This is a genomic window from Enterocloster lavalensis (genome assembly GCF_046603895.1).
Taxonomy (GTDB): Bacteria; Bacillota; Clostridia; order Lachnospirales; family Lachnospiraceae; genus Enterocloster; species Enterocloster lavalensis.
Window position 1 is genome coordinate 3,380,666 of sequence record NZ_CP176637.1, and the last position, 12,361, is coordinate 3,393,026.

A 12,361-nucleotide genomic window follows, 5' to 3' on the forward strand; every position below is an offset into this window, starting at 1 on the left:
GACGAGCAAACCAATTACTGGCAGGAGCGACCGCGATGATCATGCTGGCATTGACGGCATGTTCAGGAGGAGGGCAGACGCCCGCGTCCCAGGCGGCCGGAAGCACTCAGGCGGCGGAGAGCGCCCAGGCTGCGGGCCAGGCGGAAACCCCGGCGGATCAGAAGGAAGAGCCCGCCACAGGAGAACCGAAATACGGGGGCCAGCTGCGCGTGACGCTGAACAACGACCCGGCTTCCATGGACCCGCTTCTGGAGGATTCGGAGCCCGGCCAGATTCCCGCGGCCCACATTTTCGAGACGGCGCTGTGCAACAACATTGCAGGGGAGATCTGTCCCCAGGTCTGTACCTTTGAGGAGAAGGACAATCAGGTGATTCTGAAGGTCCGCGAGGGCGTGACCTTCCACGACGGCAGCCCCTGTGAGATCGCGGACGTTGAGGCTTCCGCAAACCGCTGGCTGAACAACGTGAAGATGGCCAGAACCTATGTGGGCGATTTGATGGAGAGCATGAAGGTGGAGGGCGAGACCCTGGTATTCACCTTCAAGGACCCCGCTCCCCTTGCCACGACCATGATGTCCGGCTGGGACAGAGGCCTGTACGTGATGCCAAAGGAGCTCTGCGAGAAATACCCGGACAGCAAGATTGCGGACGCGGACCTGATCGGAACCGGCCCCTATAAGTTCGTGGAGCATCTGGCGGACCGTTATATCAAGATGGAGAAGTATCAGGACTACAAGCCCCTGGAATCCGATGAGACCGGAATGGCGGAGACCCGCCACGGCTACGTGGACACCCTGTATTTCTACTCTGCACCGGACATCAACGCCCGCATTTCCGGCGTGCAGACCGACGAGTACGACATCGCCTTCGGCGTGCCGGACAACATGAGAGCCACCCTGGAGGCGGACCCCAACCTGGACATCGAGATCAAGGACCTGTCCATCTACTGCGGCCTGGTATTCAACTACGAAAAAGGACAGTGCGCGGACGTCAACCTGAGAAACGCCATTTTAGCCTGCCTGGATATGGATTCCCTGATGCTGGCGGCCCAGGGTTCCGCGGACCTCTACTACCTGAACCCCACCGTGGTCAGCACCAAGAGCAAATGGTTCTGCGAGGAGAGCCTGGGCAAGTACAACGCTCCGGATATTGAGAAGGCGAAGGATTATCTCTCCAAGTCTTCCTACGACGGAAGCCCGCTGGTGTTTATCACCACCAAGGACAACGCTTACATGTACAAGACCGCTCTGGCCTTATCGGATATGGTAAAACCGGCAGGAATCGTCATCGATATCCAGGTGTACGACAACGCCACCCTGAAGGACTACCGCATGGATCCCGACAAGTTTGACATGTTCAGCTCCGGGCTCAGCGAGAAGGTGGACCCCACTCAGATCGCGTTTTTTGAGGACGGATGGGCCGGATTCTACAAGTCCGAGAAAAAGGATGAGCTGATGGCGAAAATGAACGCGGAGTCCGATTTCAACAAGCGCTATGAGTATTGGGAAGAGATGTGCAAGGTGCTCTACGAGGACCTCCCGATCATCACCTTCGGCGAGCGCCGCGTGGTGGAAGTGAAGCGGAAAACCGTCCACAATACCTTTGATACGGTTCAGAAATTTTACTGGAATATCTGGGTTGACTGATAACAGAAGGATGTGTTTATATGATCAATTATACAATTCGGCGGATATTGTCAGCGATTCCGACTCTGATCATCGTGGCGGTGATGGTATTTTTCCTGATCCGCTGCGTGCCGGGCAATCCGGCGCTGACGATGCTGAGCGACGACGCCACAGTGGAAGAGATCGCGGCCATGGAGGCCAAGATGGGACTGGATCAGCCGGTGCCGGTCCAGTTCGTAAAATGGGTGGGAAATGCGGTCCGCGGCGACTTCGGCAGCTCGATCTACTACGATGAGCCGGCCATGGGCGTGGTGATGTCGCGTCTGGAGTCCACCTGGATGCTGGTGATCATGGCAATGTTTTTCAGCATTCTGATCGGCGTGCCCCTGGGAATCACCGCGGCGGTTCACCGCAACGGCCTGCTGGATAAAATGTGCATGGTGCTGTCCATGATCGGAATCTCCATGCCCGGCTTCTGGCTGGCGTTAAACCTGGTGATTCTCTTCGCCATCAAGGTGCCGATTTTCCCAGCGGTGGGTTACGCCTACATATCCGAGGGCGGGCTGTTGAAATCCATGCGTTATCTGCTGCTTCCCGCCATCGCCCTGGGGCTTCAGCGCTCGGCCAGCCTGGCCCGGGTGACCCGTTCCAGTATGCTTGACGTGTTAAACAGCGACTATATCCGCACCGCAAGGTCCAAGGGCCTGCGGGAGCGGGCCGTCGTGTACGTGCACGCGCTTAAGAACGCCATGAACCAGATTATCACGCAGCTGGGCATTTCCATCGCCCATCTGCTGGGCGGCGCGATTGTGATGGAGAATGTGTTCAATATTCCGGGCCTGGGCCGTCTGGCCTTCGACTCCATCGTACGCCGGGATTACCCGGTGATACAGGCTCATATCCTGTATGTGGCGTTCATCTACGTGATTGTAAACCTGGTTGTAGACCTGCTGTATAAATTCTTCGATCCCAGGATCGAGTACAAATAGGGGGTGAGGAGAACATGGGAAAAAAGAGAAACTGGAGGAAATTCTTCGGTAAGTACAACATGGTGCTGATCGGAGGAATCATGTTTCTGATCATGGTAATCGTGGCGTTTCTGGCCACCTCCATCGCCCCCTATGACCCTCAGCACATGAACATGATGGAGAGCTTAAGGCCGCCCAGCGCCGCCCATCTTTGCGGTACCGACGAGTTCGGCCGGGATGTGTTTTCCAGGATTATCTACGGCGCGCGGATTTCGCTCAGCATCTCCCTCTCTGTGCTGGTGCTGGTGGGGATTTTCGGGACCGTGCTGGGGATGCTGGCCGGTTTTTACCACACCGCCGACACGGTGATCATGCGCTTTATGGACGGTCTGATGGCATTTCCGACCGTGATCCTGGCCCTGGTGATTCTGACGGTGCTGGGCTCCGGTATTCCGAACCTGGTGTTGGCCCTGTCCATCACCCAGCTGCCCAGAATGGTCCGCACGGTGCGTACCACGGTGATCTCCGCCAAACAGCTGGAGCACGTGGAGGCGGCCCGGGCCATGGGCGCTTCGGACGCCCGCATTATGTTCCGCTATATTCTGCCCCTGTGCGTGTCGCCCATGATCGTCCGTCTGACGCTTATCATGGCGCTGACCGTGTTAAATGAGGCGAGCCTGACATTCCTGGGCGTGGGCCTTTCGCCGGATATCCCCAGCTGGGGAACTATTCTGTCCGAGGCCAGGCAGCACATCTACACGTCGCCTTACCTGATCTTCCTGCCGGGCCTGGCGATTCTGTGGTCGGTTATGTCCTTAAATCTGCTGGGTGACGGCCTGCGGGATGTGCTGGACCCCAAATTATCCAAGAAATAGAGGAGGTTAAACCGTGAGCAAACGTGTATTGGATATCAATGATCTGAACGTCGGTTTTTCCTCCTACGGAGAGACCACAAAGATCGTGACGGATGTGAGCTTTCACATCGACGAAGGCGAGACCGTGGGCATTGTCGGGGAGTCCGGCTGCGGAAAGAGCATGACGGCGCTGTCCGTCATGCGCCTGATCAAGTGCCCGCCCGGTTATATAAAGGGAGAAATCCGCCTCAATGGAAAGAACCTTCTGGAGCTGTCCGAGCGCCAGATGTGCGATGTCCGGGGCAAGGACGTATCCATGATTTTCCAGGAGCCCATGACCAGCTTAAACCCCGTTATCACCATCGGGAAACAGCTGATGGAGGTGTTCCGCAGCCATGAGAAAATGACCCGCGAGGAGGCGTGGAAGAAGTCGGTGGAGGCGCTGGAGCTGGTGAAAATTGCCTCGCCTGAACAGCGGATGAAGGAGTATCCCCACCAGCTCTCCGGCGGTATGCGCCAGAGGGTGATGATCGCCATGGCCCTGTCCTGCCGCCCGCGGCTGCTGATCGCGGATGAGCCGACTACGGCGCTGGACGTGACCATACAGGCGCAGATTCTAAAGCTCATGCGGAATCTGAAGGAGACGCTGGACACCTCCGTCATGCTGATCACCCATGATCTGGGCGTGGTGCGGGAGGTCTGTTCCAGAGCGATTATATTCTACTGCGGGCAGGTCATCGAGGAGGGGCCGGTGGAGGAACTGTTCGAGAACCCCTGCCATCCCTACACCCAGGGACTTTTGAAGTCGCTGCCCGTGATGGGGAGCCGGGACCGGCTCTACGTGATACCGGGCACCGTGCCCAGTCCGGGGAATCTGCCGGAGGGCTGTGTGTTCAATCCCAGATGCGGCCACGCCACCGAGAAATGCAGAAACTGCAGGCCGCAGATGACTGATATTTCCGACGGACACTGCGTCCGCTGCTGGCTTTACGACAAGGAGGGATGAGGAATGCCGGATAAACAAGTGATCATGGACGTCAGGCATCTCACCAAATGGTTCCCCATCAAGCGGGGCCTGGCGTTAAAGACAGTGGGTAATGTGAAGGCCGTGGACGACGTGTCGTTCCAGGTGTACGAGGGCGAGACTCTGGGGCTGGTGGGAGAGTCCGGCTGTGGAAAGACCACGCTGGTGCGCTCCATGCTGCGTCTCATCGAGCCTACCGGGGGCGAAATCTTTTATAAAGGGGAAGATTTTCGGAAGCTGGATAAGAAAGAGTTGAAGGGCAAGCGCAAGGACGTTCAGATCGTCTTTCAGGACCCCTTCGGGTCCCTGCACCCCAAGATGCGCATCCGCACGATTCTGGAGGAACCGCTGATCATCAACCACTACGGGGACAAAGAGGCGTGGATGGCCCGGGTGAAGGAGCTTATGCGCCTGGTGGACTTGAAGGAGGAACAGCTGGACCGCTATCCCCACGAGTTTTCGGGAGGCCAGCGCCAGCGGATCGTGATCGCAAGGGCCCTGGCCACCAATCCGGGATTCGTGGTGTGCGACGAGCCGGTGTCCGCCCTGGACGTGTCCGTGCGGTCGCAGATTCTCAACCTTTTGAAGGATTTGCAGAGGGATTTGAACCTCACCTACCTGTTTATCAGCCATGACCTCTCGGTGATCGAATATATCTGCGACCGGGTGGTGGTCATGTATCTGGGTAAGGTGGTGGAGCTGGCTTCCAGCGATCAGCTGTTTGCAGCGCCCATGCACCCCTACACCCAGGCGTTACTTTCCGCGGTGCCCCAGGTGAGGCCCAGTGGGAAGGTGGAGAAGATTTCGCTGGAGGGGGATATCCCCAGCCCTGCAAATCCGCCGTCAGGCTGCTATTTCCACGGGAGATGCAGGTATTGTACGGAGGAGTGCAGGACGAAAGCGCCAAAGCTTCGGGATCTGGGGGACGGCCATCTGGTCGCCTGCCACCGGTACAACGCGGAATAAGGAGGAAGAAATGGGACGATTCAAAGAAATTATCATAGAGGCCGCTGCGCCCTACGAGCGCGGCGTCCAGTACGGAGAGCAGGCCAGGGAGGAGATCACCCTCTGTATCGAGCGGTACAAGGAGCACTTCGCGGCCATGGGACGTATGAGCTGGGAGGAGGCACGCAGCAGAGTGACGCCCATCCGCCAGCTGCTTTTAAAGGATTATCAGGACTGTCTCGCGGAGGTGGAGGGCATCGCCAAAGGGTCGGATACGGATTTTGTGGACCTGATGGTGCTGAACGCGCGCTACGAGTTCCTGCATTTCCCCACCGACGGGGAGTGCACGGCCTTTGCGCTGCTGCGGGAAGCCACCGGGGACGGACTTGTGTATGTGGGGCAGAACTGGGATAACCGTCCCTTTGTGCTGGAGCACACGCTGATCGTCCGGGAGACCGAGGAGAACGGAACCAGGATCATCGGCACCACCGAGGCGGGCCAGCTGATCCGCAACGGCATGAACTCCCACGGCCTGGGCATGTGCGCCAACAGCCTGAATTCCATTTTCGACCGCGCGGGCGTGGGCGTTCCGGCCAATTTCCTGCGCAGAAAGCTGCTTTCCCTTAAGAGCCTGGACCAGATGATCGCGTGGCTGGTGAACGCGCCCAGAACCGTGTCCAACAATTACTGCCTGGCGTCGGCGGAGAACAGGGCCTTCGACGTGGAGGCCGTGCCCACCGCGCCCTGGCTGCTGCTGCCGGAGGACAACATTCTGACCCATGCCAACCACCTGGTGGGGGACCGCACGGTGGACGCCTACCAGGGCATGAAGTTCAGGGGCGAGCTGCTCTATAAGCTGCTGGCTAAGAAGAACGGCAGAATCACCACGGACTATGTGAAGGAATGCCTGAAAAACCATGAGAATTTCCCGGATTCCCTGTGCGCCCACATGCTGGAGGGCGAGACGGAGATGCGGAAGATGTGGCAGACCAACGCCTCCATTATCTACAACCTGGATAAGCTGGAGATGGATATCTGCTATGGGCCGCCCTGCCAGGGAGAGTATGTGACGTACACGCTGTAACGGCTGGAGGGATGAGGTTGAAGGAGAAGCTGAGAACATATATTGATTCCATCTGCCGGGAGCTGTGCGGACTGTCCGACGACATTTTCGACCACCCGGAATGCGGCGGGGAGGAACAGTACGCCGTGGAGCGGCTGACAACGTTCCTGCGGGATCAGGGTTTTACGGTTGAGACGGGGATCGCGGGACTTGCCACCGCCTTTCGGGCGGTGTACCAGGTGGGGACCGGCGGCCCGTCCATCGGCCTTTTGTGCGAGTACGACGCGCTTAAGGGCTTTGGGCACGGCTGCGGCCACCACATGCAGGGACCGGCGGTGCTGGGGGCCGCGGCCGCCCTGCGCCGCTGTCTGGGGGAGGATACCCCGGCAAAGATCGTGGTGTACGGGACCCCGGCGGAGGAGACGTCCATGGGGAAAACCATCATGCTGCGGGAAGGGTATTTCCGGGACATCGATATCGCGCTGATGACCCACGCCAATCCCGAGACCAACGTGGATGTGAAGAGTCTGGCCCTGCGCAGCTACCGGGTGAAGTATCACGGGGTGTCCGCCCACGCGGCCATCAAGCCGGAGGACGGGCGCAGCGCCCTGGATGCGCTGATGCTGGCCTGCCACGGCCTGGAATGTCTGCGGGAGCACGTGCGGGACGATGTGCGGATGCATTACGCCATCCGGGAGACCAGCCCGCTGTCCAATGTGGTGCCCGATTTTGTGGAGGCCAGCTTTGTGATCCGATCCTACAGCACGGATTATATTGAAACGCTGGTGCCGCGGCTGGAAAAGGTGCTCCGGGGGGCGGCCATGATGACGGAGACGACCTGCGAGATCATTGAGAAGTCCCACCTGGACAGCAAGGTGCCGTCCTATATCATAAACGACCTGATTATGGAAAATGCCCGGGCGGTGGATGCGCCCCAGCTGGGGGCTCCCCGGGAGAAAACGGGTTCCACGGACTTCGGAAATGTGCTCCATACCCTGCCGGGGGCCTGCGTGCGGATCGCGTTTGTACCGCGGGGCACGTCCAGCCATTCGCAGGAGTACCTGGATGCGGGAAAGAGTGACGCCGCCCATTTGGCGGTGCGGCTGGCCGCGCAGATTTTGGCGCTTACCAGCTGGGATGTGATAGAGGATAAGGGGCTGCTGGAACGGATCCGGGCGGAATTTGCGGAAAATCTGGCTGTTATGGGATAGGTCTTTTTGCGGGCGTGGTTTCTAAATGTGGCGGCGGACCGGTTGGAAAAGAGATAGGAGCGAGGCGGTTTGAGTGATGAGGATTAGGAAGCGGCTGGAAGGACTGGCCAGGGAGGCGCTGTGGGACTGCGCGGCCGCGTTTATGATCGCGGCGGGGCTGTCGGTATTCGCGGCCGGGGCGGATTTCGCGCCGGGCGGCGTCAATGGGCTGTCCCTGATCATCCGCCACCTGTTCGGGCTTCCCATGGGGGCCGTCAGCCTGGTGTTGAACGGGCCGGTGATTCTTGTGACCTACAAGCTGCTGGGGCGGGATTTTTTGCTCAAATCCTTAAAAAGTATGGTGATCTGCGCTGTTTTTATGGATTATGTGATCCCATTTGTGCCGCCCTACCACGGGAATCAGCTTTTGGCGGCTCTGTTTGCCGGGGCGTTTAACGGCGCTGGGCTGGCTTTGATTTACCTGCAGAATTCTTCCACCGGGGGAAGCGATTTCCTGATTTTGTCCGTGAAGAAGCTGAAGCCCCACCTGTCCATCGGACAGATCACACAGATTATCGACGGAAGCGTGATCGTGCTGGGGGGATTTGTGTTTCGCAACATCGAGGCGGTTTTGTACGGCATCGTCTGCACCGCCGTGACCACCGCGGTAATCGACCGGATCATGAACGGGGCATGCTCCGGGAAAACGGTTATGATCATCACGGAGTCCGGCAGGCGGATCGCGGCGGAGATCGACCGGGCGATGGGGCGGGGAGCCACCATTATGAGGGCCACCGGCGGCTACTCGGGGACTCAGAAGGACGCGGTGCTCTGCGTGTGCAGCCACCGCCAGATTCCACAGGTGCGCCGGGTGGTGCAGGGCCTGGACGGGAACGCCTTTGTGATTGTGGGGGAGTTTACCCAGGTGTACGGAGAAGGATTCCAGAAATTGGAAGAAAATTGAACGAAAACGGGGAAATGGTTCGGCCGGGCCGCGTCTGACGACGGTACGGTTTGGCTGAAGCGTTATGAGGTGATTGATAGAAAATGCCGGAGGCAGCAACCTTGGATAAGGGGAGCTGTCTCCGGCATTTTGCCGTAAAATTTATGCGTTGGCCTTGGCCAGGATGCTTCTCGCCACGCTGATACCGTTGGCGGAAGCCTGCTGCAGGCCCCGGGTCACGGAAGCGCCGTCGCCGATGGCGCGCAGGCCGCGGACGCTGGTCTCGAAGTCGGTGTCCACCACCACCTTGTTGGAGTAGAATTTTACCTCCACGCCGTAGAGCAGGGTCTCGTCGCCGGCGATGCCGGGGGTGACCTTGTCCAGGGCCAGAAGCATTTCCTTGATGTCCGTCATGATGCGGTGGGGGAACACCAGGGAGAGATCGCCGGGCACCGCGTCCTTCAAGGTGGGGATCAGGTTGTTGCGGCACAGGCGCTCCTCGGTGGTGCGGCGTCCTCTCTGGAAGTCGCCGAAGGTCTGTACCATGATCCTGCCGCCGCAGAGCATGTTGGAGAGCTGGGCAATGTGCTTGCCGTACTCGATGGGCTCGTTGAAGGGTTTGGTGAAGTTCTTGCTCACCAGCAGGGCGAAGTTGGTGTTGTTCGTCTTGTATTCCTTGGACTTGTAGGCGTGGCCGTTGACCACTGCCAGCCCGTTCTCGTAGTATTCAGTGGCCACCTCGCCGGAGGGGTTGGTGCAGAAGGTGCGCACCTTGTCGTCGAAGGTGGGGGTGTAGTAGACCAGCTTGGCCTCGTAGAGGTTTTCATTGAGGAACTTCATGACCTCGTCCCGGACCTCCACACGCACGCCGATGTCCACGGTGCCCACCCGGGTCTCGATGCCGTGGTTGTTGCAGATGTGGGAGAACCAGTCGGAACCCTCGCGGCCGATGGCGGAAACCACTTCGGGAGCGTAGTAGGTCTCATTCTTGTCGGTGATCACGCCCCTCACCTGGTCGCCCTCGATGATGATGTCCTTCACCATGGTGTTGAACTCCATCTGGACACCCTGGGCCAGCAGGTGCTCCTCCAGGCGGGTGTATATCTTATAGCCCTCCTCCGTGCCCAGATGGCGGATGGGGCATTCGATCAGCTTTAAGTTGGCGGTGATGGCTTTGCGGCGGATCTCCTCGATCTCCTTCTGCTTGTCCACGCCGTATACGTTGGTGTCCGCGCCGAACTTCAGGTAAATATTGTCGGACTCCTTTAAGAGCTCCACGGTCTTGTCGTAGCCCAGAATCTCCGGCAGATTTCCGCCCACGTCCGGGGACAGGGAGAGCTTGCCGTCGGAGAAGGCTCCGGCTCCGGCGAATCCGGTGGTGATGGAACAGGGCTTGCAGCCCACGCAGACCTTGGTGGTGCGCTTGGGACACACGCGTTTCTCGATGGGACGCCCTTTCTCGATCATCAGAATCTTCATATCCGGTTTCTGGCGGATCAGTTCGTACGCGCAGAAGATACCGGAAGGGCCTGCGCCAATGATGATTACGTCAAAATTTGAAGATGAATTCATAATAAAAACTCCTTTCAGGTTCAGGGTTCTGCCTGGGTTTTCTTTGGTGAAACATAAAAAAACCAGTATAAGAAATAGAGGCTTGTAGTCAACTATTCCGGTAGCTGGTAGAAACGTTCATCCAATTATGAACTTATACAGGCGTCACAACATTCCTTAGTTTAGCATAGTTTGTGTGGTTTCGCAAGAGTGCAGTGGCCCGGAAACGCCTTATTTTTCGGGGCTTTGGCGGGAATTAAGATGTCTTTAGAAAAACTTGCGGAAATAGTACAAAATTTGTCTCATATGTTAAGCTTTTTTCAAAGATTTCCGGGACATGAATGTGGTAAACTATACATATGATAAACGAGGACAAGCCTGTTTTGAGGCTTTTTGAAAGGAGGGCGGCTTTATGAAGGCATTGAAAATGGTTCGGAGGCTGGCGATGGTGTTGTTTGTAATATGCGCGGGTTTATGCCTGGTAGTAGGCGTGAAGGGTTACCGGATGTATAAGGGCGCCCTGGCGCAGACCAGTCTGGCAGACAAGGTGGATTCCATCCGGGCGAGGGAGGATTACACCACCTTTGAGGAGCTGCCCCCGATCTACGTGGAGGCGGTGCTCTCCGTGGAGGACCACCGGTTCTACAGTCACCCGGGGATCGATCCCATCGCCATCGGGCGGGCGGCGTTCAACGATCTGAAGGCCATGGCTTTCGTGGAGGGCGGCAGCACCGTCACCCAGCAGCTGGCTAAGAACCTGTATTTTTCCCAGGAAAAGGAACTGACCCGCAAGGTTGCGGAGGTGTTCATGGCCTTTAATCTGGAGAAGAACTACAGCAAGGAGGAGATTCTGGAGCTCTATGTGAACTCCATTTACTTCGGAAACGGTTACTACAGCGTGGCGGAGGCCAGCGAAGGGTATTTCGGCAAGGCGCCCTCCGAGATGACGGAGTACGAGAGCACGCTGCTGGCCGGAATCCCCAACGCGCCGTCGGTGTACGCGCTGACAGCCAACCCGGACTTGGCGGCCCAGAGACAGCGCCAGGTGGTGGATCGGATGGTGACCTGCGGGTATTATACGGAGGTGCAGGCGCAGGAGACGCTGGCGGCGGGGATGTGAGAAATTAAAGACAGAGCATTTGGTGAGAGTGCGGTGATTATGCCCCTGGGCCCGGCGGCCCGGGGGTTTTGACGTTTTAATGGTTTGGCGGTTGTGCCTTTACAATGGAAATATTCTCTGCTACAATGTAAAAACAGCGTTAGATCCCCCATATGGGCGGATCTAACGCTAAAGTGCGTTTTGTGTTTTTGGATTCTTGCGGACTGGCAATAGAAGGAACGGACAATGAGCGGATTTTTGGAAAGAATAAAAGGTGTGTTTCACAGGAAAGAAGAGGACGAAAAGGCTATGTATATAATCGCAGGATTGGGAAATCCCACGAAGGAGTACGAGAAAACCCGGCACAATGTGGGGTTCGAGGTGATCGACGTGCTGGCGGACCGGCTGTTCACCTCCGTGGATGAAAAAAAGTTCAAGGGGTATTACGGCAAGGCGGTGATCGGGGGGGAGAAGGTGATTCTCTTGAAGCCCCAGACCTTCATGAATCTCAGCGGGGAGAGCGTGCGCGCGGCGGCGGATTTCTATAAAGTCGATCCGGATCATATTATAGTGGTGTATGATGACGTGAGCCTGGACGTGGGGCAGCTGCGCATCCGGACCAAGGGCAGCGCCGGGGGACATAACGGGATCAAAAATATTATCGCCCATCTGGGAACCCAGGAGTTTCCGCGCATCAAGGTAGGCGTGGGCAATAAGCCGCCCAGGATGGACCTGGCGGACTATGTGCTGGGCCGGTTTCCCAAAGAGGAGCGCGGGCTGATGGAGGACGCCTTCAAGGAGGCGGCGGAAGCGGTGGAAGTGATGATTAAGGAAGGCGCTGGGGTGGCGATGAACCGTTTTAACGGGCATAAGGAGAAGGAGTAGCGTGGAACGGGACGGGAAAGGCCGGAGAATGGCGGACTGGCAGGGATTAGGGAGTATCCTGGCCCGGGAGGGATTAGGGAGTATCCTGGCCTGGGAGGAATCAGGGGGCAACCTGACCCGGCAGGGATTAGGGGATAACCGGTCCAGCAAGTATTAGGATGCAACCCGGTCCGGTAGGGATCAGGGAGCAACCCGGTCCGGCAGGGATCAGGGA

The 12,361-nt window shown here is 57.9% G+C and carries 12 protein-coding genes and 1 riboswitch; of the genes, 11 read left to right on the plus strand and 1 reads right to left on the minus strand.

The genetic code is table 11. The features are described from left to right. Nucleotides 1-35: 35 nt before the first annotated feature. The 8 genes from ACK2JC_RS15120 (at nt 36) to ACK2JC_RS15155 (ending at nt 8,633) form a co-directional block, all read left to right on the plus strand. Nucleotides 36-1,646 carry an ABC transporter substrate-binding protein gene (locus ACK2JC_RS15120; protein WP_320937522.1) on the plus strand — a complete coding sequence of 537 codons (1,611 nt, stop codon included), beginning with the start codon at nt 36-38 and terminating at the stop codon, nt 1,644-1,646. Nucleotides 1,647-1,666: 20 nt separating this feature from the next. Beyond that, nucleotides 1,667-2,614: an ABC transporter permease gene (locus tag ACK2JC_RS15125; protein WP_368271143.1), complete on the plus strand. Its 948-nt coding sequence runs from the start codon at nt 1,667-1,669 to the stop codon at nt 2,612-2,614. A 14-nt stretch (nt 2,615-2,628) separates the two neighbouring features. Beyond that, nucleotides 2,629-3,468, plus strand: coding sequence for an ABC transporter permease (locus tag ACK2JC_RS15130; protein ID WP_092365687.1), 840 nt, complete (start codon nt 2,629-2,631; stop codon nt 3,466-3,468). Between the two features lie 13 nt (nt 3,469-3,481). After that, nucleotides 3,482-4,453: an ABC transporter ATP-binding protein gene (locus ACK2JC_RS15135; RefSeq protein ID WP_207648759.1), complete on the plus strand. Its 972-nt coding sequence runs from the start codon at nt 3,482-3,484 to the stop codon at nt 4,451-4,453. A gap of 3 nt (nt 4,454-4,456) precedes the next feature. Beyond that, a complete protein-coding gene (locus ACK2JC_RS15140) occupies nt 4,457-5,437 on the plus strand; it encodes a dipeptide ABC transporter ATP-binding protein (protein ID WP_320937521.1) in 981 nt (326 codons plus the stop codon). A gap of 10 nt (nt 5,438-5,447) precedes the next feature. Further along, nucleotides 5,448-6,500 (plus strand): C45 family autoproteolytic acyltransferase/hydolase, encoded by a 1,053-nt coding sequence (locus ACK2JC_RS15145; RefSeq protein ID WP_302326895.1) that lies wholly within the window; start codon nt 5,448-5,450, stop codon nt 6,498-6,500. Between the two features lie 11 nt (nt 6,501-6,511). Next, nucleotides 6,512-7,690, plus strand: a complete 1,179-nt coding sequence (locus ACK2JC_RS15150; RefSeq protein ID WP_333683951.1) for a M20 family metallopeptidase — start codon at nt 6,512-6,514, stop codon at nt 7,688-7,690. Between the two features lie 76 nt (nt 7,691-7,766). Beyond that, a complete protein-coding gene (locus ACK2JC_RS15155; protein ID WP_092365699.1) occupies nt 7,767-8,633 on the plus strand; it encodes a YitT family protein in 867 nt (288 codons plus the stop codon). Between the two features lie 141 nt (nt 8,634-8,774). Here the strand turns inward: ACK2JC_RS15155 and ACK2JC_RS15160 are convergent, their stop codons facing one another. Beyond that, a complete protein-coding gene (locus tag ACK2JC_RS15160; RefSeq protein ID WP_320937519.1) occupies nt 8,775-10,184 on the minus strand; it encodes an NAD(P)/FAD-dependent oxidoreductase in 1,410 nt (469 codons plus the stop codon). A 65-nt stretch (nt 10,185-10,249) separates the two neighbouring features. Continuing rightward, nucleotides 10,250-10,345, minus strand: a riboswitch (purine riboswitch). Nucleotides 10,346-10,608: 263 nt separating this feature from the next. Between ACK2JC_RS15160 and ACK2JC_RS15165 the strand changes: the two genes are divergently transcribed. From ACK2JC_RS15165 to ACK2JC_RS15175, 3 genes are all read left to right on the plus strand, one after another. Continuing rightward, nucleotides 10,609-11,283 carry a transglycosylase domain-containing protein gene (locus ACK2JC_RS15165; protein ID WP_411338519.1) on the plus strand — a complete coding sequence of 225 codons (675 nt, stop codon included), beginning with the start codon at nt 10,609-10,611 and terminating at the stop codon, nt 11,281-11,283. Between the two features lie 225 nt (nt 11,284-11,508). Further along, nucleotides 11,509-12,147 (plus strand): aminoacyl-tRNA hydrolase, encoded by a 639-nt coding sequence (pth, locus tag ACK2JC_RS15170; protein WP_320937518.1) that lies wholly within the window; start codon nt 11,509-11,511, stop codon nt 12,145-12,147. 1 nt (nt 12,148) lies between these two features. Continuing rightward, a complete protein-coding gene (locus tag ACK2JC_RS15175) occupies nt 12,149-12,304 on the plus strand; it encodes a hypothetical protein (RefSeq protein ID WP_320937517.1) in 156 nt (51 codons plus the stop codon). Nucleotides 12,305-12,361: the final 57 nt, after the last annotated feature.